The sequence below is a fragment of the Pseudomonas sp. PSPC2-3 genome, from assembly GCF_049898265.1.
GTDB classification, from domain to species: Bacteria; Pseudomonadota; Gammaproteobacteria; order Pseudomonadales; family Pseudomonadaceae; genus Aquipseudomonas; species Aquipseudomonas veronii.
On sequence record NZ_JAFCXJ010000009.1, the window covers coordinates 352,108 to 377,941 of the forward strand.

Sequence of the window (25,834 nt, forward strand, 5' to 3'; positions counted from 1 at the left end):
AGGAGAGAAGTGCATGACGCAAGTCACGGTGAAACAACTGGCCGATGAGGTCAAAACACCGGTAGAGCGCCTGTTGCAGCAGATGCGTGAGGCAGGTCTGCCGCACACCGCCGCCGATGAAGGTGTGAGCGATAGTGAGAAGCAGTCTTTGCTGACTCACTTGAAGAGCAGCCACAAGGCGAAAGTGGAAGAACCGCGCAAGATTACATTGCAGCGCAAAACCACCAGCACCCTGCGTGTTGCTGGTAGCAAGAGCATCAGCGTTGAAGTACGCAAGAAGAAAGTCTTCGTACAGCGCAGCCCGGAAGAAATCGAAGCCGAGCGCAAACGCGAACTGGAAGAACGTCGCGCAGTAGAAAATGCTGCTCGTCAGAAGGCTGAAGAAGAAGCCAAGCGTCGCGCCGAAGAAGAAGCGCGTCGCCAGCCTGCTGCTGCGCAACCTGCTGCCACTGATGCGGTCGCTGCTCCTGCTGCCGCGCCTGTAGAAGCTGTGCGTGAGGCCGCTCCGGTGGCCGCTGCACCAGCACCTGCTGCTGATGCGCGTAAACGCGACGAACCTCGTCGTCCGGACAAACCACGTGCCGACGATAACAGTCGTCGCGGTGGCGGCGGTGATGGTGAGCGCAAAAACGCTCCGCATCGTGCTTCGGTCAAAGAGAAAGCGCCTGCGCCACGCGTTGCCCCACGTACCACCGACGAAGAAAGCGACAGCTTCCGTCGTGGTGGTCGCGGCAAGGCCAAGCTGAAAAAACGCAACGCCCACGGTTTCCAGAGCCCAACCGGCCCTGTCGTGCGTGAAGTGAAGATCGGCGAGACCATCACTGTGGGCGATCTCGCCCAGCAGATGTCGGTCAAGGCAGCTGAAATCATCAAGTTCATGTTCAAGCTGGGCACTCCGGCCACCATCAACCAGGTACTGGATCAGGAAACTGCCCAACTGGTTGCCGAAGAGCTGGGCCACAAAGTGACCCTGGTCAGCGACACCGCCCTGGAAGATTCCCTGGCCGAGTCCCTGAAGTTCGAAGGTGAAGCCGTTTCCCGTGCGCCGGTCGTGACCGTAATGGGCCACGTTGACCACGGTAAGACTTCCCTGCTCGACTACATCCGTCGTGCCAAGGTTGCGGCAGGCGAGGCTGGCGGTATTACCCAGCACATCGGCGCCTACCACGTTGAAACCGATCGCGGCATGGTGACGTTCCTCGACACCCCTGGTCACGCCGCGTTTACCGCGATGCGTGCCCGTGGTGCCAAGGCGACCGACATCGTGATCCTGGTCGTTGCGGCAGACGACGGCGTGATGCCACAAACCATCGAAGCCGTTCAGCATGCCAAGGCAGCTGGCGTACCGTTGGTGGTTGCGGTGAACAAAATCGACAAGCCGGGCGCCGATCTCGATCGCATCCGTAGCGAACTGTCGGTTCACGGCGTGACTTCCGAAGAATGGGGTGGCGACACTCCATTCGTACCGGTTTCGGCGAAAGTCGGTACTGGCGTTGACGAGCTGCTCGAAGCTGTTCTGTTGCAAGCCGAAGTCCTGGAACTGACCGCTACGCCATCGGCTCCTGGCCGTGGTGTTGTGGTTGAGTCCCGCCTCGACAAGGGCCGTGGCCCGGTGGCGACCGTTCTGGTTCAAGACGGTACCCTGCGCCAAGGCGACATGGTGCTGGTCGGTTCGAACTATGGCCGTGTACGTGCCATGCTCGACGAGAACGGCAAGTCCATCAAGGAAGCCGGTCCGTCCATCCCTGTCGAGATTCTCGGCCTGGACGGTACCCCGGACGCTGGCGACGAGATGAGCGTGGTTGCCGACGAGAAGAAAGCCCGTGAAGTGGCTCTGTTCCGTCAAGGCAAGTTCCGCGAAGTCAAGTTGGCCCGTGCTCACGCCGGCAAGCTGGAAAACATCTTCGAGAACATGGGCCAGGAAGAGAAGAAGACGCTTAACATCGTCCTCAAATCTGACGTCCGTGGTTCCCTCGAAGCGTTGAACGGCGCCTTGAACGGCCTGGGTAACGACGAAGTGCAAGTGCGTGTCGTCGGTGGCGGTGTCGGTGGTATCACCGAGTCCGACGCCAACCTGGCACTGGCTTCCAACGCTGTACTGTTCGGCTTCAACGTGCGTGCCGATGCTGGCGCTCGCAAGATCGTCGAGCAGGAAGGCCTGGACATGCGTTACTACAACGTCATCTACGACATCATCGAAGACGTCAAGAAAGCCCTCACCGGCATGCTTGGCAGCGACGTCCGGGAGAACATCCTGGGTATCGCCGAGGTGCGTGACGTGTTCCGCTCGCCGAAATTCGGCGCGATCGCCGGCTGCATGGTTATCGAAGGCACCGTTCACCGTAACCGTCCTATCCGTGTACTGCGTGAAGACATCGTTATCTTCGAAGGCGAGCTGGAATCCCTGCGCCGCTTCAAGGATGACGCTTCCGAAGTACGTGCCGGCATGGAATGCGGTATCGGCGTCAAGAGCTACAACGACGTCAAGGTTGGCGACAAGATCGAAGTCTTCGAGAAGGTTCAGGTTGCTCGCAGCCTCTAACTCGCGCACTTCAGGAGCCACGCCGCGTGTGGGCATGCAAATGCCCCGCGCAACGTCCGGACTCTAAACGCAACGCCCGGTCTGGCTTTTGTCAGGCCGGGCGTTTGCCGCTTTCAGACCCCACGGGTTTCACCGTGTGGCAGTAACAGGTAACAAGACATGGCAAAAGAATACAGCCGTACCCAACGTATCGGCGATCAGATGCAGCGCGAGCTGGCCCAACTGATCCGTCGCGAAGTCAAAGATCCTCGTGTTGGCCTGGTCACCATCACCGCCGTTGAAGTGAGCCGTGACGTAGGTCACGCAAAAATCTTCATCACCGTGATGGGTGAGGACAGCAGCGAAGAAATCGCGCAAAGCATCAAGGTGCTCAACTCGGCCGCAGGTTTCCTGCGCATGCAGTTGGCCCGCGAAATGAAGCTGCGCAGCGTGCCTCAGTTGCACTTCCACTACGACGAAAGCGTCGTGCGTGGCGCGCACCTGTCGGCACTGATCGAGCGCGCCGTGGCTGAGGATAATCAGCATCCGTCCACACCTGAAGACGCCAAGGAGTAAGCGGTGGCTCAGGTCAAACGTATCCGTCGCAACGTCAGCGGCATCATTCTGCTCGACAAGCCCATTGGCTTTACCTCCAATGCCGCCTTGCAGAAGGTCCGCTGGCTGCTCAATGCCGAGAAAGCCGGGCACACCGGCAGCCTCGACCCCCTGGCCACCGGTGTGTTGCCGTTGTGCTTTGGCGAGGCCACCAAGTTCTCGCAATACCTGCTCGATTCCGACAAGGGTTACGAAACCCTGATGCAACTGGGCAAGACCACCACCACGGCCGATGCCGAGGGTGATGTTTTGCAGGTTCGCGACGTGACCGTTGGTCGTGCTGATATCGAGGCTGCTTTACCCGCTTTTCGTGGGCAAATCAGTCAGATACCGCCGATGTACTCGGCGCTCAAGCGCGATGGGCAACCACTTTACAAGCTGGCTCGTGCGGGTGAAGTAGTGGAGCGCGAACCGCGTTCTGTTACTATTGCGCGCTTGGAATTGCTCGCCTGTGAAGGCGACACCGCACGCCTGGCCGTGGACTGCAGCAAAGGCACCTATATCCGTACCCTGGTGGAAGATATTGGTGAAAAGCTCGGTTGCGGCGCGTATGTCGCAGAACTGCGACGCACCCAGGCCGGCCCTTTCAGCCTGGCCCAGACGGTGACGCTGGAAGAGTTGGAAGCGGTACACGCCGAAGGCGGCAATGAAGCGGTCGATCGCTTCTTGATGCCATCGGACAGCGGTTTGCTCGATTGGCCATTGCTGCACTTCTCGGAGCACAGCGCGTTCTACTGGCTCAACGGCCAGCCGGTACGTGCCCCGGACGCGCCGAAATTCGGCATGGTGCGGGTACAGGATCATAACGGTCGCTTTATCGGTATCGGTGAAGTGAGCGAAGACGGGCGCATCGCGCCGCGTCGACTGATTCGGTCAGAATGACCGAAACCAGTTTGTGGTAAAAGCGTATCAGCCTTTACGCAAACTGGAACGAGGGTGGCTGTTAACAGGCACGGTCACTACTCATTTTTAGATACAGGGATTTGTCCCTGGCCTGTTGAAACTGCCCTTTGGGTGGTTTCCTGAAAAAAGGATTGCCTCATGGCTCTCGACGTTCAAGAAAAAGCACAAATCGTAGCTGACTATCAGCAAGCTGTTGGTGACACTGGTTCGCCAGAAGTGCAAGTTGCACTGCTGACCCACAACATCAACAAACTGCAAGGTCACTTCAAGGCCAACGGTAAAGATCACCACTCCCGTCGTGGTCTGATCCGCATGGTAAACCAGCGCCGTAAGCTGCTGGACTACCTGAAAGGCAAGGATCTGGGTCGTTATCAGGCTCTGATCGGTCGCCTGGGTCTGCGTCGCTAATAAGCGATTGCGCTAGAGGTTGGTTGTTTGCCGTGTGTCAGTGGGATTCCCGCTGGCCCATGGCAGGCTTCCAGCCTCAAGTTTTATCTGGATACACGTTTTACCCCTGGACAAGGGTTGGGCCGATTCCCGACATTGCCCAAGAATTTCGCAAGAAGACAAGTTCCCCAAGAGCCACAAAGAAGGTAGGACACCGTGAACCCGGTTATCAAAAAATTTCAGTTCGGTCAGTCGACCGTTACCCTCGAGACAGGCCGTATCGCCCGTCAAGCCTCCGGCGCAGTGCTGGTTACCGTTGACGACGACGTTACCGTACTGGTGACCGTTGTAGGCGCCAAGACTGCAGACCCAAGCAAGGGCTTCTTCCCTCTGTCTGTTCACTACCAGGAAAAGACTTACGCTGCCGGTAAGATCCCTGGCGGTTTCTTCAAGCGCGAAGGCCGTCCTTCCGAGAAAGAAACCCTGACTTCCCGACTGATCGACCGTCCGATCCGTCCGCTGTTCCCAGAAGGCTTCATGAACGAAGTGCAGGTTGTCTGCACCGTCGTCTCCACCAGCAAAAAGACCGATCCGGACATCGCTGCGATGATCGGTACCTCGGCTGCCCTGGCTATCTCCGGCATTCCTTTCGATGGCCCGATCGGCGCCGCGCGCGTGGCTTTCCACGAAAGCACCGGCTACCTGCTGAACCCGACTTACGAGCAACTGAAAGCCTCGAGCCTGGACATGGTCGTTGCCGGTACCTCGGAAGCCGTACTGATGGTTGAATCGGAAGCCAAAGAGCTGACCGAAGACCAGATGCTGGGCGCGGTACTGTTCGCTCACGACGAGTTCCAGGTTGTGATCAACGCCGTTAAAGAACTCGCTGCCGAAGCCGCCAAGCCAACCTGGGCCTGGGCTCCGCAAGCCGAAGCCACCGAACTGCTGGGCGCGATCCGTGCCGAGTTCGGCGAAGCGATCTCCCAGGCCTACACCATCACCGTCAAGGCCGACCGTTACGCTCGCCTGGGCGAGCTGAAGGATCAGGTCGTTGCCAAGTTGTCCGGTGAAGAAGGCCAGCCTTCTGCCAGCGACGTCAAAGCAGCATTCGGCGAAATCGAATACCGCACCGTTCGCGAAAACATCGTTAACGGCAAGCCACGTATCGACGGTCGCGACACCCGCACCGTGCGTCCGCTGAACATCGAAGTCGGCGTTCTGCCGAAGACTCACGGTTCCGCGCTGTTCACCCGTGGCGAAACCCAGGCCCTGGTCGTTGCGACCCTGGGTACTGCCCGCGACGCACAGCTGCTGGACACCCTGGAAGGCGAGAAAAAAGACCCGTTCATGCTGCACTACAACTTCCCGCCGTTCTCGGTGGGCGAATGTGGTCGCATGGGTGGCGCCGGTCGCCGCGAAATCGGTCACGGCCGTCTGGCCCGTCGTTCGGTTCAGGCCATGCTGCCAGCCGCCGACGTGTTCCCGTACACCATCCGTGTAGTGTCGGAAATCACCGAGTCCAACGGTTCCAGCTCCATGGCTTCGGTCTGCGGTGCTTCCCTGGCACTGATGGACGCTGGTGTGCCGATGAAGGCGCCGGTTGCCGGTATCGCCATGGGCCTGGTCAAAGAAGGCGAGAAGTTCGCCGTCCTGACCGACATCCTGGGTGACGAAGACCACCTGGGCGACATGGACTTCAAAGTAGCCGGTACCGCTAAAGGTGTTACCGCGCTGCAGATGGACATCAAGATCAAAGGCATCACCGAAGAGATCATGGAAATCGCTCTGGGCCAAGCCCTGGAAGCGCGCCTGAACATCCTCGGTCAGATGAACCAGATCATTGGTCAGTCCCGCACCGAACTGTCGGAAAATGCTCCGACCATGATCGCGATGAAAATCGACACCGACAAAATCCGTGATGTCATCGGTAAAGGCGGCGCGACCATTCGTGCGATCTGTGAAGAGACCAAGGCTTCGATCGATATCGAAGACGACGGCTCGATCAAGATCTTCGGCGAAACCAAGGAAGCTGCAGAAGCGGCGCGTCAGCGCGTTCTGGGCATCACTGCCGAAGCCGAGATCGGCAAGATCTACGTCGGTAAAGTTGAGCGCATCGTCGACTTCGGCGCATTCGTCAACATCCTGCCGGGCAAAGACGGTCTGGTTCACATCTCCATGCTGAGCGACGCTCGTGTTGAGAAAGTGACCGACATTCTGAAAGAAGGCCAGGAAGTGGAAGTGCTGGTACTGGACGTGGACAACCGCGGCCGTATCAAGCTGTCCATCAAAGACGTGGCAGCAGCCAAGGCTTCGGGCGCTTAAATACCCGCAGGCTTCACGCTGAAAAAAGGACTCTTCGGAGTCCTTTTTTTATGCGTGCAGGAAAATGCCGAAAAATCAGACGCTTAATCACAGCCAAAAGCCGCAACTTGCATGCAGGCACGCTCTGCTTCATGCAAATTGCACGAATCCGAAAATTCGCTCAATCTATAACTCATTGTTTTTAAATGGTTTATTTGAAGAGTTCGACTTGGCACAGTGCCTGCAATAGTCCTGTTAATGCTGCAGCATCAAGGTTCACACACTGCAGACTTTTAATAAAACAGGAGTTACTCGTATGAAGAAGTTCGCTCTCGCTACCGCAACTGCTACCGCCCTGACCCTGGCCATGGCCAACGTTGCCTTCGCTCAAACCGCGCAGGCGCCGATGACGCTGGCAGCTGGCGAAATGACCAAAGCCAAAGAGTCCACCTCGGACACTTGGATCACCACCAAAGTCAAAGCTGACCTGCTGACCGAAAAGGGCATTCCAGGTTCGGACATCAAGGTTGAGACCAACAAAGGTGTGGTTTCCCTGTCTTCGACCGTTGCCATCTCTGACTCGCAGAAAGCTACCGCTGTCGCCATCACCAAGCGTATCAAAGGTGTGACCGCTGTATCCGCTGACGGCCTGCTGGCTGGCGGTGCGGTAAAAGCCGACAACATCGACAAATCCAAAGAGGCCACTTCGGACACTTGGATCACTACCAAGGTGAAGGCTGACCTGGTTACCGAGAAAGGCATTCCGGGTACCGACATCAAAGTCGAAACCAACAAGGGTGTAGTTTCCCTGTCTTCTTCCGTCGCAGTGACCGAAGCGCAGAAAACTACCGCGGTGAACATCACCAAGAAAATCAAAGGCGTGAAAGCTGTATCGGCCGATGGCCTGAAAGCAGAGTAACGCCCAACCAATCGCTGAACTAGGCGGCGGCGGCAACGAGTGAGTTAGATATCCACTCAATGCACCTCACGGGTTCATGCGACCGACCATAGGGATGTGGTCATTACAGGCCCCGGCACACATGTGTCGGGGCCTGTTCTATTCCGGCCAGGAATGCTTTCGAAGTGGGCGCCAGCTTGCGCTGGCGCGTGGGGTCATTCGGCGTCCAGATGCATCTGCGTTACCACCCGGCCATCCTTCTCGGCCTGGCCCAGTTTGGCGTCGACGAAGTACACCCGGTCATCTTCCAGCTGCCCTTTGTCGACCAGGTAGTCCTTGATGGTGCTTGCGCGGTCCTGACCGAGCTGGCGCAACAGCACGTCGCTGCTGCTCCAGAACGTGATCACGCCGCCCTTGAGTTTGGCCGTGCGTTCATCGTCGCTCAGGTTTTTCCACTCCGCCGGCGGTTGTTGTTTCAGGCGGGTGCGGTAGATACCTTCGAGCAAGGGGGCTTTTTCCTTTTCCGGTACTTGCAGCAAGGACGCCTGGGCCGGAACCTTGTCGCCACGGCGCTGCAGGATCTTGTAATAGTTATATTGGTATTCGCGCTCCAGACGCTGCTCGGCGAGGAACTTGCCGTCACTGTCGGCCGCTGCCGTGCCTTCGATTTCCAGGCGCAGGGTAGGGCGTTCTTTGAGGGCCTTGGCCAAGGTGTTCAGGGCGCCCTCGGCGTCTTTGTTCAGTTCGCTGGAGCCTGCGGCGAACGAGACATTGCCGAGGTCTTCCGAACCGCCGCCGCTCACCAGCCCACCGATAAACTTGAACGGCGCCGTTGCCGCGCGCACCACCAGGTTGCGCAGGGTCTGCCAGACGATCGGCATCACGCTGAATTGCGGGTTGTTCAAGTCGCCGCTGATGGGCAGTTCAATCGAGATCTTGCCGTCAGAGTCCTTGAGCAGGGCGATCGCCAGGCGAATCGGCAGGTCTACCGCATCGGCACTGTCGACTTTCTCACCCAGTTGCAGTTGCTCGACCACCACTTTGTTCTCGGCCTTCAGCTGGCCTTTGGTGATCACGTAATGCAGGTCGAGGTTGAGGCGGCCCTTGCGAATCCGGAAACCGGCGAACTTACCCGAGTAGGGCGTCAGGGTCGTCAGCTCGACACGTTTGAAGCTGGTGGCGATATCCAGTGCCGCCATCGGATCAAACGGGTTCACGCTGCCTTTGATGGTCACCGGTGCATAGCGATCCACCTTGCCCTTGATGTCGACAGCTGCCGGTTTGGCCTGGCGGCTGTCAATGGTGCCGATCTGCCCGTTGAGCTGTTGGATCGCGGTGGCGAAGTTGGGCGTGAGGCTGAAGTCGGCGAAGTTGGCCGAACCGTCGTTGATCGCGATCTGCCCGATATGAATGCCCAGCGGTTTTTCTTTGCTTGCGGCCGGCTTGGCCGCTGGCTTGGCGCCGCTGTCGGCCGGCTGGGGAATCAACAGGTCGTCGACGTTGGTGGTGCGATCATCGTTGATCATGAAGCGCACATAGGGCTGTTGCAGGTTGACCTTGTCGATCGACAGGCTGTCGCCATGCTGGTAGTTCAGCCCTTCCAGCACCAGGCGCTGCCATTTGAGGAAGTCGCGGGTCTTGAGGGTGTCGAGGGTATGCAACTGATCGACCTGCGCCCGGCCGGTGATCTGTAGGGCCAGCGGCTCGGTGCTTTTGAGGTTCACATCGAGGTTGCTGCCGAGCATGCCGCTACGCAGTTCCAGGCGGATGAACGGGCTGATATAGGACTGCGCGACCCGCAGATCGATGTCCTGGGTATTCACTTTCAGCTTGGCGCTGACCGGGTTGAGGTTGACCTCGCCGGTTGCCTGGATCTTGCCTTGCTTGCCCAGGCCGGTGTCGACCTTGAGGGTGAAGGGGCTGCCGTTGAGGCTGTCGAAGTTCTGCACATCGACGTTCAGCGGGCCGAGTTCCAGCGCGACCGCAGGTTGGGCCTGGCGGTCGGCCAGGTGCACCTGATAGTTGCGCAGTTGCACATCCTTGAGCAGCACTTGCCAAGGCTTGCTCGGCGCTGCGGGCGCGGCTTTGGGCGAGTCGGCAGCTGCTGGCGCGCTGGCGGCTTCCGGCGCCTTGGCTGGCTTGCCCGGCTGGCTGGCGAACAGTTTCTGCCAGTCCAGTTGGCCATCGGCTTCGCGGGCGGCCCAGGTTTCCAGCTTGTTGCTGCGGATCTTGCCGACTACTACCTGCTGCTTGGCCAGGTCGATCGTGGTTTCGCTGACGTCCAGGCGTTCCAGGCGCACCAGCGGCCGGCCATCCGGCGCCTTGATGGCGAACGGCGCGATGCTGGCGGCGGTGTTGGTCAGGTTCAGTTCGGTTTCTTTGGCCAGGCTGAACGTGTAGTCCGTGCTGAAGTTGAGCACGCCGTTTTCGAGGACCAGGGGCAGGGCGTCGCGCACATAGGGCCACCAGGCTTTCATCTTGCCATCGGTGATTTTCAGGGTGCCTTTGGACGTGATCGGCACCAGGCTGACGTTACCCTTCCAGTCGATCTGCCCGCCTTCCGGGCCGGCGGCGACCAGGGTCATGTCGGCATTGTCTTCCGGCAGGGTGCTGAGGTTTTTCAGCTCGAAGTCGAGTTTGTCGTAAAGGAACTCGATCGGCTCGCTGGGGCGCAGGTCTTCAAAGTGCAGATAACCGCCCGCCAGCTTGATCCGCTCGATCCGCAACGGGAACGGCTTGGCGTTGGGGTCTGCCGGTGTCGGTTCGCTGGGTGGCAGTTTGAACAACTGCGCCAGGTTCAACTGGCCGGACTTGTCGAACAGCAACTCGGTCTTGGGTTTGTCGAGTTGCACATCGGCCAGGTGCAGGGCGCGGGTCCACAGGCTGTCGAGCTGCAGGTTGGCGTAGAGCCGCTCGAAACCCACTTGTTCCTTGCCGGGATCGCCGATCTTGAGGCCCCACAGCGTCACTTCCAGGCTGAATGGGTTGAGCTCGATACGCTCGATGCGGGCCGGCACCGTGGCGTAGTTGGCCAACTGTTGGTTGGCTATGCGAAGGGCAATGCCGGGCAAAATCAAAAAGCCCAGCAAGCTGTACAGGGCAACGGCAGTCAACAAGGCGCCAGTGGCGCGAATCAATCCTTTGGGCATGGGGCGGCGCCATCTATGTCGAACAGGAGTGCCTTGGAGTATGGCACGGGTTTTCGGTTCCGAAGAGCCACCCTCTTTCAGAAAATTCCTATAACTGCAGGATCAGAGTCTTCAACGGAGGTTGCTGGTCTTGCGACGGAAAGTCGGCGCCAGGAGGCATGATTTGCCAGTCGCGCACCGGACGCCCGGCTTTCTCGGCGCAACGTAGAACCTGCTCACGCCAATCGTCCATGCTCACTTTTGCCAGGTTGTTGCAGCAGATCAGCACGCCGTCATCGGCGGTTGCCAACAGCGCCGGCTTGAGCAGGCTTTGATAGTCGCGCAACAGGTCGACGGTGCCGAAGGCGCTCTTGGCCCAGGCCGGCGGGTCAAGCAACACCAGGTCATATTGACGCGGTTCCAGGCGCGGATAGCTCGGCAGTTTCTGCCCGCGCCGCTGGGTGATCGGCAGGCCGGCCAGCTGGCGAATCGCCGGGAAATAATCGGATTGCACGAACGTCATGGGTGCCAGTTGCGGGTTGAGCAGGCCGTTTTCGCGGCCGACCGCCAGGTTGCCTTCGGCAAAATCCAGGTTGCACACGTCACGGGCACCGCCGGCCGCGGCGCTCAGGCCCACGCCACAGGTGTAGGCGAACAGGTTCAGTACGCTTTTGCCGGCACTGTGTGTCTTGACCCAGCCGCGGGTGTTGCGCAGGTCGAGGAACAGCAACGGGTCTTGCCCGGCATGGCGCCCGCGCACGCGGTAATTGAGGCCCCATTCGTGGCCGACCAGGTCCTGCAGCGCTTGCGGTGTGGCGCGGTAGACCGTGTCTTCGCGGTCGATCCGCGAGTTGCCACGGGAACGGTCGTTGTACACCAGCAGCAATTCCAGGCCCATGTACTGGCTGATCAGTTGATGCAGGTCCAGCAAGTCTGCGCTTTCCAGCGGTTGGTGGAAGCTCTGCACCAGCAATTGCGGGCCATAGCGGTCGATGGTCAGGCCTCCGGCGCCTTCCTGGCTGCCGTGGAACAGCCGGTAACAGTCGGTGCCTTGGGCATGCAACTCGCTGATCAGGCCTTGACGATGATCGAGGGCGGCGCGCAGCGCCTGGTTCAGGGGAGACATGGAGCGCGCCTTGCTGGGTAAATGTGGGCGCGGAGTTTAGCAGTTATGGAGCGTCGCCTACATCAACCCCATCCGCCGATGCGCGCGCTGCACCGAGCCATTGCGCATCGCCCAACGCAGCACCGGCGCGCTACGCTTGACCCCGGCACGCACCAGCTGGCGTTGCAGCGGGCTCGGGTGTTGCCCCAGCATGTCGGCGGCCCAGGCCGGCAGCAGGTCGATCCCGGCCTGCATCATCAGGGCGCCAAAGGGTTTGGCCAGGGTGCTGGGCGCCGGGGCTTCGAGCAGCAGGCGCAGCACTTCGCGGCTGCGCGCGTCGCACAACAATTGTGGACGGATACGCGCCAGATAATCCGCAATTTCCTCGCGTGAGCGCGGCACATTCCGCGCGCCCAGGCGTTCGGCGACCAGGGCGATTTCGTTGTAGTAACGATCCTGATCGCGCCCCGAGAGCTGCGGGTTGCGATAACGCACGTGCGCGGCGAGGAAGCTGCTGACCTCCGCCACATGCACCCAGGTCAGCAACTGCGGGTCGCTGGCCGCGTAGGCGCGGCCGTCGGGCGCATGGCCGACAACCTGCAGGTGAATGGTGCGTACTTTCTCGATCAGCCAATCGGCGTCTTTGCGTGAACCGAAGGTGGTGCCGGAAATGAACTGCGACGTGCGGCGCAGACGCCCGAGCATGTCCTGGCGAAAGTTCGAATGGTCCCACACGCCAGCCAGCGCCAATGGGTGCAAGGCTTGCAGCATCAAGGCGCTGATGCCGCCGATGAGCATGCTGCTGAAATCGCCATGCACTTGCCAACTGACCGAGTCCGGGCCGAACAGGCCGGGGTCGCCCTTGGGGTTTTCCAGGTCCAACTGGCCCAGCGACAAGCCGGTGAGGCTCATCAACTGGGTTTCGATACGGCTGCGGATAAATTCCATGGCGACGCGCGGGTTCCTATCGGTTCAGGCGTTTGTCGATCAGGCCGGCGACCACGCTGGGGTCGGCCAGGGTGGAGGTATCTCCGAGGCTGTCCAACTCGTTGCAGGCTATTTTGCGCAAAATGCGTCGCATGATCTTACCCGAGCGGGTTTTCGGCAAGGCCGGGGCCCATTGGATCAGTTCCGGTTTGGCAAAGCTGCCGATTTCCTTGCTGACCAGTTCGAGCAGATGTTTCTTCAGTGTCTCGCTGGGCTCCACGCCATTCATCGGGGTGACGAACGCATAGATGCCTTGGCCTTTGACGTCATGGGGATAGCCCACCACCGCAGCCTCGGCGACCCAGTCATGCAACACCAGGGCACTTTCCACCTCGGCGGTGCCGATACGGTGGCCGGAGACGTTGATCACATCGTCGATGCGCCCGGTGATCCAGTAGTCGCCGTCTTCGTCACGCCGCGCGCCATCGCCGGTGAAGTAATAACCGGGGTAGGGTTTGAAATAGGTGTCGATCATGCGCTGCGGGTCGCCATAGACACTGCGGATCTGCCCCGGCCAGCTGGATTTGATCGCCAGCACGCCGCTGCCCGGGCCGTTGATTTCCTTGCCGTGCTCATCGAGCAGCACCGGCAGCACGCCGAACATCGGTTGGGTCGCGCAGCCGGGCTTGATGCGCTGGGCGCTGACCAGCGGGCTGAGCATGATGCCGCCGGTTTCGGTCTGCCACCAGGTATCGACAATCGGGCAGCGTTGTTCGCCGACGGCGTTGAAGTACCAGTCCCAGGCTTCCGGATTGATCGGCTCGCCGACGCTGCCGAGCAGGCGCAGGCTGGCGCGGGAGGTGTTCTCCAACGGAGCGTGGCCCTCGCGCATCAATGCGCGCAGGGCCGTCGGCGCGGTGTAGAAGATATTGACCTGATGCTTGTCGATGACCTGCCAGAAGCGCGAGCTGCTCGGGTAGCTGGGCACGCCTTCGAACATCAGCGAGGTGGCGCCATTGGCCAGCGGGCCGTACACGATGTAGCTGTGGCCGGTGACCCAACCCACATCGGCGGTACACCAGAACACTTCGCCGTCGCGGTAGTCGAGCACGTACTTGAAGGTCATCGCGGCTTGCAGCAGGTAGCCGCCGGTGGTGTGCAGCACGCCCTTGGGTTTGCCGGTGCTGCCGGAGGTGTAGAGGATAAACAGCGGGTCTTCGGCGTCCATCGGCTCGGGTGGGCAGTCATCGCTGGCGGCATCCACGGCCTGTTGATAGTTGAGGTCGCGGCCTTCGCTCCAGTTCACGGCGGCCCCGGTGCGCGCTACCACCAGCACGGTGCTGACGTTCGGGCAACTGGCCAGGGCCTTGTCGACATTTTGTTTCAACGCCACCGGCTTGCCGCCGCGCACGCCTTCATCGGCGGTGATCACCGTGCGGCAGTCGGCGTCGAGAATGCGGTCGCGCAGGGCGTCGGGTGAAAAACCGCCAAACACCACCGAATGCACCGCCCCAATCCGCGTACAGGCGAGCATGGCGTAGGCCGCTTGCGGAATCATCGGCATGTAGATGCACACCCGGTCGCCTTTTTTCACGCCACGGCTTTTCAGCACATTGGCCAGGCGGCTGACGTTTTGATGCAGTTGGCGGTAGGTGATGGTGGAAGACGCTGTCGGATCATCGCCCTCCCAGATGAAGGCCGGTTGCTCGGCGCGTTGCGCCAGGTGGCGGTCGATGCAGTTGTAGCTGACGTTCAATTGGCCGCCGGCAAACCATTGGGTGGCGCCGGTCTGGATGTCCGAGGTATTGACGGTGTGCCAGGGCGTGGTCCAGTCGAGAAAGCGCCTGGCCTGTTCGGCCCAGAACGTGTCCGGCTGTTCGATGGATTGGCGATAGAGGCGCTGATAGTCCTCTTGACTCAGTTGCGCAGCCCGGCGGACGGCATCGGCGATGGGAAACATGCTGATATCGAACATGAGCGATCCTTATTCTTGTTTTTGCGACAAGTCATAAAGATGCACCCAGTCGGGGGCGGGTTCAAGGCCGACGTCCGAATGGACGCCGGCCCTGTGTGACCGACATCAGCCGCGGTGACGACCGCGGAAGTAGTTGATCAGGCCCTGGGTCGACGCATCGTCGGCCAGGCTTTCTTCGGCGCCGGTCAGGCGGTTGTAGACGCCCTTGCCCAGTTCCTTGCCCAGCTCCACGCCCCATTGGTCGAAGGCGTTGATGCCCCAGATCACGCTTTGCACGAACACTTTGTGTTCATACATCGCGACCAGTGCGCCCAAGCGCCGCGGGCTGATGCGCTCGACCACCAGGGTGTTGCTCGGACGGTTGCCCGGGATCACCTTGTGCGGGGCCAGCTTCTGCACGTCGGCTTCCGGCAGGCCCTTGTCGCGCAGCTCGGCTTCGGCTTCGCTGCGGGTCTTGCCGAGCATCAGCGCCTGGCTCTGGGACAGGCAGTTGGCGTACAGCCACTGATGGTGGTCGGAGACCGGGTTGAAGCTGACGATCGGCACGATAAAGTCGGCCGGGATCAGTTGGGTGCCCTGGTGCAGCAACTGGTGGTACGCGTGCTGACCGTTGCAGCCCACGCCGCCCCAGATCACCGGGCCGGTATCGGTGGACACCGGCGTACCGTCCTGGCGCACGCTCTTGCCGTTGGATTCCATGTCCAGCTGTTGCAAGTGTTTGGTGATGTTACGCAGGTAGTGGTCGTAGGGCAGGATCGCATGGCTCTGCGCGCCCCAGAAGTTGCCATACCACACACCCAGCAGGCCGAGCAGCACCGGCATGTTCTGTTCGAACGGCGCGTTCTGGAAATGCTGGTCCATGGTGTAGGCACCGGACAGCAGCTCCTTGAAGTTCGACATGCCGATGGCCAGGGCGATGGGCAGGCCGATGGCCGACCACAGCGAGTAACGGCCGCCGACCCAGTCCCACATCGGGAAGATGTTTTCTTCGCGGATACCGAAGGCCACGGCGGCCGCGTTGTTGCTCGATACGGCGATGAAGTGGCGATACAGCTCGGCTTCCGAGCCGCCCTGGGCCAGGTACCAGGCGCGGGCGGCCTGGGCGTTTTTCAGGGTTTCGAGGGTGTTGAAGGATTTCGACGAGACGATGAACAGCGTGGTCTCGGCGCGCAGCTTCATGGTCAGCTCGTGGAACTCGCTGCCGTCGATGTTCGCCAGGTAGTGGCAGCGCACGCCTTTGTGGGCGTAGGACAGCAACGCTTCGGAGACCAGCTCCGGGCCGAGGAACGAGCCACCGATGCCGATGTTCACCACGTCGGTGATCGGCTTCTCGGTGTAGCCGCGCCACAGGCCGTCGTGGATGCGGCCCACGAGGTCGGTGATCTGGTTCAACACCTTGTGTACGTCCGGCATGATGTTCACGCCGTTGACCGACAACTTGTCGCCCACTGGGCGGCGCAGGGCGGTGTGCAGGGCAGGGCGACCCTCGGACGAGTTCACCGGCTCGCCGGCATACAGCGCGTCGATCGCGGCTTTAAGGTCGACTTCCTTGGCCAGGTCCACGAGCAGGTTGCGGGTTTCGCTGGTGATCAGGTTTTTCGAGTAATCGAGGAAAAGCCCGCAGCTGCTCAAGGTGAATTGGGAAAAACGCTGAGGATCGGCATTGAACGCGTCGCGCATGCTGAAATCCTGCATGGCTTGGCGATGTTGATTGAGCGCTCGCCAGGCGGGCAGAGCGGTAACGTCATGAGGGGTGCGGTAGTACGCCATCGCTGCGGGTTTCCTTTTATTACGGGGACTGCCTTTAGGACACTTCAAAGCCCGAAACATCCAGTCTTTCATCAAGCAATGGGTTCCGGACAGCGCTAACCATAGCGCAGGGCGAATACATTAAACCTAGCGTGTCGATATGTCTTGGCTTTGTCTGCGCTGTGGCCGGTACTTTTTTATACCGGCGCATCAGGCTGGGCAACGGGCAGGGGGTCAGTCGAGGGTCAGATGCAGGTTGTCGATCAGACGCGTCGCGCCCAGGTAGGCCGCGACCAGGATCACTACATCGCGATCCTCGGCCATAGCCGGGCGCAGGTGGACGCCTTGGCGCACTTCGAGGTAATCCACGCGCATGCCGGCGGCTTCGATCTGCTGGACCTGTTCGGCACGCAGTTTGGCGAAGTCGCGGTCGCCGCCTTTGATGGCGGCGGCAATCTGACTCAGGCTGCGGTACAACGTCGGCGCGACGGCCCGCTGCTCGGCGGTGAGGTAACCGTTGCGCGATGACAGCGCGAGGCCATCCTCGGCGCGCACGGTCGGTTCACCGATGATCTGGATCGGCATGTTCAGGTCATGGACCATGGCGCGAATCACGGCCAGTTGCTGGTAGTCCTTCTGGCCAAACACGGCCATATCCGGCTGGACCATGTTGAACAGCTTGTTGACCACCGTGGCCACACCTTCAAAGTGCCCGGGACGGCTGGCGCCGCACAGGCCTTCGGACAATTGCGGCACGCTGACGCGGGTCTGGCCGGTCATGCCGCTGGGGTACATTTCCTCGACGCTTGGCGCGAACAACAGGTTGCAGCCGGCTTGCAGGAGTTTTTCCTGGTCGGCGGCGAGGGTACGCGGGTACTTGTCCAGGTCTTCGCCGGCGCCAAATTGCAGCGGGTTGACGAAGATGCTCGCGACCACGAAATCCGCCTGTTGGGCCGCTTTGGCCACGAGGGCCGCGTGGCCGCTGTGCAGGTTGCCCATGGTGGGCACAAAGCCGATACGTTTGCCGGCGCTGCGGGCATGGGTAACGGCGGCCCGCAGTTCACGTAGGGTTTTTACGGTGTTCATGCAGAGAATCCGTGTTCGGCGCCTGGGAAGGTCACGCCTTTGACTTCGGCGACGTATGCGCTCAACGCGGCGTGGATGCTGTCCTGGCCGGTCATGAAGTTTTTCACGAACTTCGGTACCCGGCCGGTCATCGACAGGCCGAGCATGTCGTGCAGCACCAGGACCTGGCCGTCGGTGGCCGACCCGGCACCAATGCCGATCACCGGCACTTTGACCGCATGGGTGATCTCCGCGGCCAGTTCGCTGGGCACGCATTCGAGCACGATCATCGCGGCGCCCGCTTGTTCCAGGGCGATGGCATCGGCACGCATCTGGCGCGCCTGGGCTTCGTTGCGGCCCTGGACTTTATAGCCGCCGAGGATGTTCACGGACTGCGGTGTCAGGCCCATGTGCGCGCACACCGGCACGCCGCGTTCAGCCAGCATGCGGATCGAGTCGGCGAGCCAGGCGGCCCCTTCGAGCTTGACCATGTGCGCGCCGGCTTGCATCAATTTGCCGGCGTTGTGGAAGGTCTGTTCGACGGTGGCGTAACCCATGAACGGCAGGTCGGCGATGATAAAGGCGCCGTCGTTACCGCGCTTGACGCTGGCGGTGTGGTACGCAAGTTCATCCGTGGTGACGGGCAGGGTGCTGTCATGCCCTTGAAGCACCATGCCGAGGGAGTCGCCCACCAGTAACACCTCGACACCGGCTTGGCAGCAGGCGTGGGCGAAGGTGGCGTCATAGCAGGTCAGCATCGTGATTTTTTCACCTTTGAGCTTGAGGCTCTGCAAGGTGGTCAGGGTAACGTCTGGCATGAAAAGGGTCCTCGTTCAGGCGCATGGAAACAGCGAGTAACGCGCGTGAGTCTTCGTTTATACAGGCGCACTTTCTTGAGAGCAGTGCTTATAAGGCCTGGATTGCGCCCTTTAGCGCCGGTTGGCGGCAGCGGGACGCCTATAGTCGTGAGGAGGACACGGGAAGTCAATTGCATGTGTTACCGCATTGTTACGACGGTGGTGTTACCGCTGTTACTGATGCGATTCAGCAGTGACTGATCAACGCTGGGTGCTGAGCGCAGGCATGCGTTCCAGGCCGACAAACGGGCAGGCTGCGAGCAGGTCGCTGAGGCGCCGGCCATCGGGCAATTGCAGGGTGGCTGGGGCCAGTTCGGCCAGCGGGTACAGCACGAAGGCGCGCAGGTGCATCTGATAGTGCGGCACTTGCAGGCGTGGTTCGTCGATCAGGCGGTCGCCGAACAGCAGGATATCCAGGTCGAGCGTGCGTGGGCCCCAACGCTCAAGGCGCTCGCGGCCTTGGTCGTTCTCGATGGCTTGCAGCGCATCAAGCAGTTCCAGTGGCGCCAGGCAGCTGTCCAGGGCCGCGACCGCATTGGTGTAGCGCGGTTGGCCGGGGAGCAGGGAGTCGCTTTGATAGAAGGCCGACACCCCTGCGACGGTAGTGCCCGGCAATTGCGCCAACGCCTCGATAGCATTGCGCAATTGTTGCTCCGGGGCCGCCAGGTTGCTGCCCATGCCGATGTAGATGCGTTCCACGTTTATTCGCCTGCGGCGCCCGAGGCATCGGCGGCGCTGCGCTTGCGTTTGCTCCCGCTGCGACGGCGCTTCTTGGGCCCTTCGCCGACGCCATCGCCTTTGCTGCCGAGTTCACGAATCATCTCGCGGCGCTCGCTGTCATTGGCGTCCTGGTAGTCGGTCCACCATTCGCCCAGGTCGTCGGTCTGCTCGCCGGCGCTTTCACGCAGCAGCAGGAAGTCGTAGCCGGCACGGAAGCGCGGGTTCTCCAGCAACAGGTCGGCGCGCTTGCCGCTGCGACGCGGCAGGCGTTCCTGCATGTCCCAGATCTCGCGGATCGGCAGGGTGAAGCGTTTCGGGATGGCGATGCGCTGGCACTGTTCGGCGATCAACTCGTGGGCGGCTTCCTGCATGGCCGGGATCGGCGGCATGCCACGGTCTTGCAGGCGCAGTACGCGTTTGGGCAAGGCCGGCCACAACAGGGCGGCAAACAGGAACGCCGGGGTGACCGGTTTGTTCTGTTTGATGCGCAGGTCGGTGTTGATCAACGCTTCGCTGATCAGGGTGTGGGTATACGTCGGGTTGTATTCCAGTGCTTCGGCGCTCGCCGGGAACAAGGGATCGAACAACTGCAGGTCGACGAGCATTTCGAAGGTATCGGCGGCGTAGCCCGAGAGGAACAGCTTGAGCACTTCTTCGAACAGGCGCGCCGAGGGGATTTCCCGCAGCATCGGCGCCAGTTCGCGAATCGGTGCAGCCGTGTGGCGCTCGATACCGAAGTTCAGCTTCGCGGCGAAACGCACCGCCCGCAGCATGCGTACCGGGTCTTCCTGGTAGCGCTGCGTCGGGTCGCCGATCAGGCGGATCAGGTTGTTGCGAATATCGTGTACGCCGTTGGCGTAATCGAGGATGCGCTCGCTGACCGGGTCGTAATACAAGGCGTTGATGGTGAAGTCGCGGCGCTGCGCGTCTTCTTCCAGGGTGCCGTAGACGTTGTCGCGCAGGATGCGTCCGCTTTCGTTGCGGGAAGACTGATTGGTGTCTTCTTCCTCATCGTTTTGCGGATGACCGGCACGGAAGGTCGCGACCTCGATGATTTCGCGGCCAAAGTGAATATGCACCAGCTTGAAGCGGCGGCCGATGATGCGCGCATTGCGAAACTCGGCGCGCACTTGCTCGGGCGTGGCGCTGGTGGCGACGTCGAAGTCCTTGGGTGTGATATTGAGCAACATGTCGCGTACACAGCCGCCCACCAGATAAGCCTGGTAACCGGCGTTCTGCAAACGTTCGACGATGTTCACTGCATAACGGCTGAACTGAGCGCGTTGCAGCGAATGTTGGCTGCTGTTGAGCACTTCAGGCGTGCTGCGTTTGTGTTGCGTTCGACGCAAGGGAGAACGGAATGACTGGAACAACTTCTTCAGCATGGGATGCACTGTTTGAAGGAATGTTCGGCCATAACGAAGAATGACCGCATGATGGGCCGGGATTCTAGCATTTAGTCGGGGGATGGTGTAGGAACAAGCTACAGGCCTTGCGCCATAAGCCTAAAAACGTCAAATACCGGAAACTACAAGGGGAGCCGAAGCTCCCCCAGAAGTAGTTGCGTGCTCTATTTTTATTATTGGTTTCGGGCTTTTTGTTTTTGTTGATCGCCCTCGCCATGAAGTGTGACCTTCATGACACTCCCAATCGGGAGTCAAGAGCAAACGGATTGCTTTGGTCGCTGTGTTGCTGATCTACGATCCAACCAGTTCAGGCTCTGCCTTAGGGCAGTTTTTGTTGTTCTCGGCCTGGTTGCGGGGCAAGCCCCAAATGCAACGCCTCTCCAAAAGAATCAGTTAGCTGCGCCTCCGCCGTGTTGTTTTTATTGTGCGTGAGTCGATTCGTCTTATTTTTATTGTCTTGTACAAAGCTTGTTATTGTTTTTGTACTAAGCATATAGCAGGGTGCGTGCCAACTTTTGCGCCGACCAGCAAAACCAGGGGGTTGAGGGGGTTTTGGCTGTTTGGCGGCGAAAAAAAAGCCGGGGCTTCGTTACCGTAAGCCCCGGCTTTTGTTACGCGAAATATCCGCGGTAACAGTTTTTTCACATTGGCGGGTGTTACCTGTGGGCGCGCGCCCTCAGCTTTCGCTGGCCACTCCGGTCTTGCGCCGTGGAATGCCCAGGCGTTGGCGCCGTTCCCACAGGCACTTGCGGCTTACGCCCAGCTTGCGCGCCAGTTCGGTCTCGGTCATGTGGTCCTGGTGCTCGAGGACGAAATGCTGGAAGTAGTCTTCCAGTGACAAATCTTCCGTCGGTTCATGGCTGGTATTGCCGGCGGCGCCCTGTTGCGGGGCCAGGCCGATGAAGTCGTCGTCTTCCAGGTCACTGAGCTCTATATCGATACCCAGCAGTTCGGCGGAAATTTCCGGACTCTCCGACAGAATCACCGCACGCTCGACCGCGTTCTCCAACTCCCGCACGTTACCCGGCCACGAGTAGTGCCGAATCGCCTGCTCGGCGTCTGCGGCGAACCGCAGGTCGGTACGGTTGATGCGCGCGCTCTGGCGCAACAGGAACGCATTGGCGATCTCGTTGACGTCGGCACCCCGTTCCCGCAGGGCCGGCAGCTTGAGTGCGATCACATGCAGGCGGTAATACAAGTCTTCACGGAACTGGCCGATCTTGGCCAGGCTCTTGAGGTCGCGGTGAGTGGCCGCGATCAGGCGCACATCGACCTTCTGCGATTGCACCGAGCCCACCCGGCGGATTTCGCCTTCTTGCAGTACACGCAGCAGGCGCGCCTGGGCTTCCAGGGGCAGTTCGCCGATTTCGTCGAGGAACAGCGTGCCGCCGTCCGCCGCTTCCACCAGGCCCGCACGCCCGGCGCTGGCGCCGGTAAACGCGCCTTTCTCGTGGCCGAACAGTTCGGACTCGATCAGGGATTCGGGGATTGCCGCGCAGTTCACCGAGATCATCGGTGCCTTGGCGCGCTTGGACAGGTTGTGCAGGGCGCGGGCCACCAGTTCCTTACCGGTCCCCGATTCGCCCTGGATCAGCACATTCGAGTCCGTCGGCGCCACTTTGCGGATCTTGCTGTACAGGTCCTGCATCGGTGGGCAGGAGCCGATGATGCCGATCTCGCCATTGCTGTTGTCGACGCCCGGCTTGTCGGCGCCGTTGGCCGCCTTGCCAGCGGGACGCTGTTCGGCCGTAGCGCTGCTGGCCGACTGGCGGTCACGCAGGATGCGGGCCACGGCCTGGAGCATCTCATCGTGGTCGAACGGCTTGGCGATGTAGTCCACCGCGCCCATCTTCATGGAGTCCACCGCCGAGCGCAGGCTGGCGTAGCTGGTCATGATCAGCACCGGGGTGCCCTGGCCGAGCTTGATCAACTCGGTGCCCGGCGCGCCGGGCAGGCGCAGGTCGCTGACAATCAGGTCGAACGTGGGAATACTGAACCGCTCTTGGGCTTCCTGCACCGAGCCGGCTTCGCTGACCTGGTACTGATTACGTTCAAGCAGGCGACGCAAGGCAGAGCGGATAATGGTTTCGTCTTCGACGATCAAAATGTGCGGCATTGATTCAATTCTCTCGACGGTCTCAGTTCACAGCGGACGTCGCTTCGACATGACGCGGCAAGGTCACCCGAATACGGGTGCCGCGTTGGCTTTCTGTGTCAGCCGGGCTGTCGATGGTGATTTGTCCATAATGCTCTTCAACGATGGAATAGACCAGTGCAAGGCCCAGACCGGTGCCTTCACCGGGGTCCTTGGTGGTGAAGAAGGGTTCGAACAAGCGGTCCTTGATGTTCTGTGGAATGCCGCTGCCTTCGTCCTCCACGATCAGGTCGACCGTGTGCTCGAAAGCCTCGCTCTTGACGCGTACCGCACTGCCGGCCGGGGACGCGTCGCGGGCGTTCGACAGCAGGTTGATCAACACCTGCGCCAAGCGCTGGGAGTCACCGTCGACCCAGTGGTCCGGATCGCATAGGTTGAAGAACTGTACTTCGAAATTGCGCCGATTCAAGGCCAGCAGCCCAATGGCATCCTGTGCCACTTCGGCCAGGCACACCGCTTCGTCGTGGTTCTGATGGGCGCCGGCGTGGGCGAAGCTCATCAGCGACTGCACGATGCGCGACACGCGCTTGGTCTGTTCGAGGATCTGCCCGCTGATCTCGGTGATTTCGCCGTCTTCCTCGCGCTCTTCGCGCAGGTTCTGCGCCAGGCAGGCGATACCGGTGATCGGGTTGCCGATTTCATGGGCCACGCCGGCCGCCAGGCGACCGATACTGGCCAGGCGCTCGGAATGCACCAGCTTGTCTTCGAGCATCTGGGTTTCGGTCAGGTCTTCGACGAGCAACACCAGGCCGCTGTTACCGGGGGCCAGGGGCTCGTCGATCGCCGCCTTGTGCAGGTTGAGCCAGCGGGTCTGGCCGTCGAGGGCCAGGTGCTGCTTGTGCAAGTGTTCGTCGGGCAGGTTGATAAAGCCTTGCAGCAGTTCCTTCCACGGGTCGCCCAGGGTATTGAGGCGCGAGCCCACGACCCGTTGCGCGGCAATGCCGGTGAGTTCTTCCATGGCCTTGTTCCACATCAGAATCTCCTGGTCCTTGGCCAGGGAGCAGACCCCCATCGGCAGTTCCTGCAAGGTCTGGCGGTGGTAGCGGCGCAGGGCATCGAGTTCGGCGGCCAGGCCAGTGAGGCGTGAGTGATAATCCTCGAGCCGGCTTTCGATGAAGTGGATGTCTTCAGTGACGTAGTTTTCGCCGCTCGCCTTGTAGGGCAGGAACGTTTCCACCATGTCCTGCGACACGCTGGGGCCCATCAGCCCGGACAGGTTGGCTTCGATTCGGTCGCGCAGGCGGCGCAGGGCGTAGGGGCGGCGCTCGTCGAACGGCAGATAGAGGTCGCGCAGCGCTTGTTCGACTTCCTTTTGCGCGGCCTTGGCGCCCAGGGGCTTGGCCAGTTGCGTGGCGAACTCTTGGGGCGAGGCGGCATGCAGTTCACGGCGTTGCGGGCGGCGCACGTTGTCCACCGCGCAGGCTTCGGCGGCGCTGGTTTCTTCCGGGCTGGCGTTGGTGAACAGCGAGATCAGGGTGAACATCAGCACGTTGGCGGCCAGCGAGGCGATCGCCGCCATGTGCCAGCTGGTGTCGTCGAGCACGTAGATCATGTTCAGTAGCGGGATGTAGAAACCCTGCAGGTTGCCGACCAACGGCAGCAACATGGTCACCAGCCACACCAGAATCCCGGCGAGCAACCCGGCGATAAAGCCGCGTCGATTGGCCGTCGGCCAGTACAGCACCGACAACACCCCCGGCAGGAACTGCAAGGTGGCGACAAACGCGACGATCCCCAGGTTGGCCAGGTCTTGCCCGGCGCCCAGCAGCAGGTAGAAACCGTAGCCGGCCATGATGATCGCGACGATCAGCGCGCGGCGGGTCCATTTCAGCCAGCGGTAGATATTGCCTTCGGCCGGCGGCTGGTACAGCGGCAGCACCAGGTGATTGAGCGCCATGCCCGAGAGCGCCAGCGTGGTGACGATGATCAGGCCACTGGCCGCCGACAACCCGCCGACATAGGCCAGCAGCGCCAGGGCCGGGCTGTTGGCGGCGATGCCGACGCCGAGGGTGAAATATTCGGGGTTGGTGGTGGCGCCCAACTTCAGGCCGGCCCACAGGATCAGCGGCACCGCCAGACTCATCAACAGCAGGAACAGCGGCAAGCCCCAACTGGCGCTGACCAGCGAGCGCGGGTTGAGGTTCTCGGTGAACGTCATGTGGTACATGTGCGGCATCACGATGGCCGAGGCGAAGAACACCAGCAGCAACGTGCGCCACGGGCCTTCCTGCAGCGGGGTGTGCAGCGCGGCGAGGGCGGTCTGGTTTTGCAGCAGCCACAACTCCAGCTGTTGCGGGCCGTCGAATACGCCGTAGAGCGCATACAGGCCGACGCCACCGATGGCGATCAGCTTGATCACCGACTCGAAAGCAATCGCGAAGACCAGGCCTTCGTGTTTCTCACGGGTGGCGATGTGGCGTGAGCCGAAGAAAATCGTGAACAGGCTGATCAGCGCGCAGAAGGCCAGGGCCACGCGATACTGCACCGGCTCACGGGTCAGGATGCTGATGGAGTCGGCCACTGCCTGGATCTGCAGGGCCAGCAAGGGCAGCACGCCGATCAGCATGAAAATCGTGGTCAGCGCGCCGGCCCAGGTGCTGCGAAAGCGGAAGGCGAACAAGTCGGCCAGGGACGACAACTGATAGGTGCGGGTGATCTTCAGGATCGGGTACAGCAGCACCGGCGCCAGCAAGAAGGCCCCGGACACCCCGAGGTAACTGGACAGAAAGCCATACCCATACTGATAGGCCAGGCCCACCGTGCCATAGAACGCCCAGGCGCTGGCGTAGACGCCCAAGGACAAGGTGTAGGTCAACGGATGGCGAATGATCGCCCGCGGAATCATTCCGCGCTCACTGATCCAGGCGACACCGAACAGCGCGGCCAGGTAGGCGGCGCTGATCAGCAGCATCTGGGTGAGGCTAAAGCTCATCGGCATCTTTTTGGCTCTGCAGGATGAAAGTCACGACGATCAGGATCAGCCACAGCAGATAGGGGCGATACCAGGCGCCCGTGGCGTCGATCCACCAATCCATGATGGCGGGGGAAAACAGGTAGATCCCGACGACCAGCAGCAGGACCAAGCGATAGATGTACATGTTGGCCTCTGATTGAATAACTGC

General features: G+C 60.9%; 18 protein-coding genes. 6 read left to right on the forward strand and 12 right to left on the reverse strand.

What is annotated here, in order from left to right; translation table 11 throughout:
- Positions 1-13: 13 nt before the first annotated feature.
- The 6 genes from infB to ACP7E3_RS22320 all read left to right on the forward strand — a co-directional run bounded on the left by infB (position 14) and on the right by ACP7E3_RS22320 (position 7,646).
- Positions 14-2,542, forward strand: a complete 2,529-nt coding sequence (gene infB / locus ACP7E3_RS22295) for a translation initiation factor IF-2 (RefSeq protein ID WP_046382043.1) — start codon at positions 14-16, stop codon at positions 2,540-2,542.
- Between the two features lie 159 nt (positions 2,543-2,701).
- Positions 2,702-3,097: a 30S ribosome-binding factor RbfA gene (rbfA, locus tag ACP7E3_RS22300; protein WP_017847424.1), complete on the forward strand. Its 396-nt coding sequence runs from the start codon at positions 2,702-2,704 to the stop codon at positions 3,095-3,097.
- Between the two features lie 3 nt (positions 3,098-3,100).
- Positions 3,101-4,018, forward strand: a complete 918-nt coding sequence (gene truB, locus ACP7E3_RS22305; protein ID WP_014719950.1) for a tRNA pseudouridine(55) synthase TruB — start codon at positions 3,101-3,103, stop codon at positions 4,016-4,018.
- 159 nt (positions 4,019-4,177) lie between these two features.
- Positions 4,178-4,447 carry a 30S ribosomal protein S15 gene (gene rpsO / locus ACP7E3_RS22310; protein ID WP_003176135.1) on the forward strand — a complete coding sequence of 90 codons (270 nt, stop codon included), beginning with the start codon at positions 4,178-4,180 and terminating at the stop codon, positions 4,445-4,447.
- A gap of 195 nt (positions 4,448-4,642) precedes the next feature.
- Positions 4,643-6,748: a polyribonucleotide nucleotidyltransferase gene (pnp, locus tag ACP7E3_RS22315; protein WP_017847425.1), complete on the forward strand. Its 2,106-nt coding sequence runs from the start codon at positions 4,643-4,645 to the stop codon at positions 6,746-6,748.
- Between the two features lie 295 nt (positions 6,749-7,043).
- On the forward strand, positions 7,044-7,646 hold the full coding sequence (locus tag ACP7E3_RS22320; protein ID WP_046382044.1) for a BON domain-containing protein: 603 nt from the start codon (positions 7,044-7,046) through the stop codon (positions 7,644-7,646).
- 194 nt (positions 7,647-7,840) lie between these two features.
- On the opposite strand, the gene ACP7E3_RS22325 is transcribed toward ACP7E3_RS22320, so the two are convergent.
- The 12 genes from ACP7E3_RS22325 to ACP7E3_RS22380 all read right to left on the reverse strand — a co-directional run bounded on the left by ACP7E3_RS22325 (position 7,841) and on the right by ACP7E3_RS22380 (position 25,810).
- A complete protein-coding gene (locus ACP7E3_RS22325; RefSeq protein ID WP_057005458.1) occupies positions 7,841-10,774 on the reverse strand; it encodes a DUF748 domain-containing protein in 2,934 nt (977 codons plus the stop codon).
- Positions 10,775-10,862: 88 nt separating this feature from the next.
- Entirely contained in the window at positions 10,863-11,879 is a 1,017-nt protein-coding gene (locus tag ACP7E3_RS22330; protein ID WP_046382046.1) for a class I SAM-dependent rRNA methyltransferase, read from the reverse strand.
- Between the two features lie 57 nt (positions 11,880-11,936).
- Positions 11,937-12,806, reverse strand: coding sequence for an oxygenase MpaB family protein (locus ACP7E3_RS22335; protein ID WP_046382047.1), 870 nt, complete (start codon positions 12,804-12,806; stop codon positions 11,937-11,939).
- A 16-nt stretch (positions 12,807-12,822) separates the two neighbouring features.
- Complete coding sequence (gene acs, locus ACP7E3_RS22340) at positions 12,823-14,760, reverse strand: acetate--CoA ligase (RefSeq protein WP_177030499.1); 1,938 nt, start codon at positions 14,758-14,760, stop codon at positions 12,823-12,825.
- Between the two features lie 105 nt (positions 14,761-14,865).
- Complete coding sequence (pgi, locus tag ACP7E3_RS22345) at positions 14,866-16,530, reverse strand: glucose-6-phosphate isomerase (protein WP_017847431.1); 1,665 nt, start codon at positions 16,528-16,530, stop codon at positions 14,866-14,868.
- A gap of 213 nt (positions 16,531-16,743) precedes the next feature.
- Positions 16,744-17,595, reverse strand: a complete 852-nt coding sequence (gene panC, locus ACP7E3_RS22350; protein WP_057005455.1) for a pantoate--beta-alanine ligase — start codon at positions 17,593-17,595, stop codon at positions 16,744-16,746.
- Positions 17,592-18,392: a 3-methyl-2-oxobutanoate hydroxymethyltransferase gene (gene panB, locus ACP7E3_RS22355; protein ID WP_046382049.1), complete on the reverse strand. Its 801-nt coding sequence runs from the start codon at positions 18,390-18,392 to the stop codon at positions 17,592-17,594. The genes panC and panB overlap by 4 nt, the downstream gene beginning before the upstream one ends.
- A gap of 240 nt (positions 18,393-18,632) precedes the next feature.
- Positions 18,633-19,130, reverse strand: a complete 498-nt coding sequence (gene folK / locus ACP7E3_RS22360; protein WP_017847434.1) for a 2-amino-4-hydroxy-6-hydroxymethyldihydropteridine diphosphokinase — start codon at positions 19,128-19,130, stop codon at positions 18,633-18,635.
- 2 nt (positions 19,131-19,132) lie between these two features.
- Entirely contained in the window at positions 19,133-20,536 is a 1,404-nt protein-coding gene (locus ACP7E3_RS22365) for a polynucleotide adenylyltransferase PcnB (protein ID WP_046382050.1), read from the reverse strand.
- Positions 20,537-21,233: 697 nt separating this feature from the next.
- Positions 21,234-22,673: a sigma-54-dependent transcriptional regulator gene (locus ACP7E3_RS22370; protein WP_017847436.1), complete on the reverse strand. Its 1,440-nt coding sequence runs from the start codon at positions 22,671-22,673 to the stop codon at positions 21,234-21,236.
- Between the two features lie 22 nt (positions 22,674-22,695).
- Positions 22,696-25,650, reverse strand: coding sequence for a sensor histidine kinase (locus tag ACP7E3_RS22375; protein ID WP_164887002.1), 2,955 nt, complete (start codon positions 25,648-25,650; stop codon positions 22,696-22,698).
- Positions 25,634-25,810 (reverse strand): hypothetical protein, encoded by a 177-nt coding sequence (locus ACP7E3_RS22380; RefSeq protein WP_003176118.1) that lies wholly within the window; start codon positions 25,808-25,810, stop codon positions 25,634-25,636. The genes ACP7E3_RS22375 and ACP7E3_RS22380 overlap by 17 nt, the downstream gene beginning before the upstream one ends.
- Between the last annotated feature and the right edge of the window lie 24 nt (positions 25,811-25,834).

Bases quoted from the DNA above. Each gene is read 5' to 3' on its own strand.
- ACP7E3_RS22370 (WP_017847436.1), bottom strand. From the start codon at position 22,673: ATGCCGCACATTTTGATCGTCGAAGACGAAACCATTATCCGCTCTGCC.
- ACP7E3_RS22380 (WP_003176118.1), bottom strand. From the start codon at position 25,810: ATGTACATCTATCGCTTGGTCCTGCTGCTGGTCGTCGGGATCTACCTG.
- infB (WP_046382043.1), top strand. From the start codon at position 14: ATGACGCAAGTCACGGTGAAACAACTGGCCGATGAGGTCAAAACACCG.
- ACP7E3_RS22335 (WP_046382047.1), bottom strand. From the start codon at position 12,806: ATGGAATTTATCCGCAGCCGTATCGAAACCCAGTTGATGAGCCTCACC.
- pgi (WP_017847431.1), bottom strand. From the start codon at position 16,530: ATGGCGTACTACCGCACCCCTCATGACGTTACCGCTCTGCCCGCCTGG.
- ACP7E3_RS22325 (WP_057005458.1), bottom strand. From the start codon at position 10,774: ATGCCCAAAGGATTGATTCGCGCCACTGGCGCCTTGTTGACTGCCGTT.
- acs (WP_177030499.1), bottom strand. From the start codon at position 14,760: ATGTTCGATATCAGCATGTTTCCCATCGCCGATGCCGTCCGCCGGGCT.
- rbfA (WP_017847424.1), top strand. From the start codon at position 2,702: ATGGCAAAAGAATACAGCCGTACCCAACGTATCGGCGATCAGATGCAG.
- ACP7E3_RS22365 (WP_046382050.1), bottom strand. From the start codon at position 20,536: ATGCTGAAGAAGTTGTTCCAGTCATTCCGTTCTCCCTTGCGTCGAACG.
- rpsO (WP_003176135.1), top strand. From the start codon at position 4,178: ATGGCTCTCGACGTTCAAGAAAAAGCACAAATCGTAGCTGACTATCAG.
- panB (WP_046382049.1), bottom strand. From the start codon at position 18,392: ATGCCAGACGTTACCCTGACCACCTTGCAGAGCCTCAAGCTCAAAGGT.
- panC (WP_057005455.1), bottom strand. From the start codon at position 17,595: ATGAACACCGTAAAAACCCTACGTGAACTGCGGGCCGCCGTTACCCAT.
- ACP7E3_RS22330 (WP_046382046.1), bottom strand. From the start codon at position 11,879: ATGTCTCCCCTGAACCAGGCGCTGCGCGCCGCCCTCGATCATCGTCAA.
- ACP7E3_RS22320 (WP_046382044.1), top strand. From the start codon at position 7,044: ATGAAGAAGTTCGCTCTCGCTACCGCAACTGCTACCGCCCTGACCCTG.
- ACP7E3_RS22375 (WP_164887002.1), bottom strand. From the start codon at position 25,650: ATGCCGATGAGCTTTAGCCTCACCCAGATGCTGCTGATCAGCGCCGCC.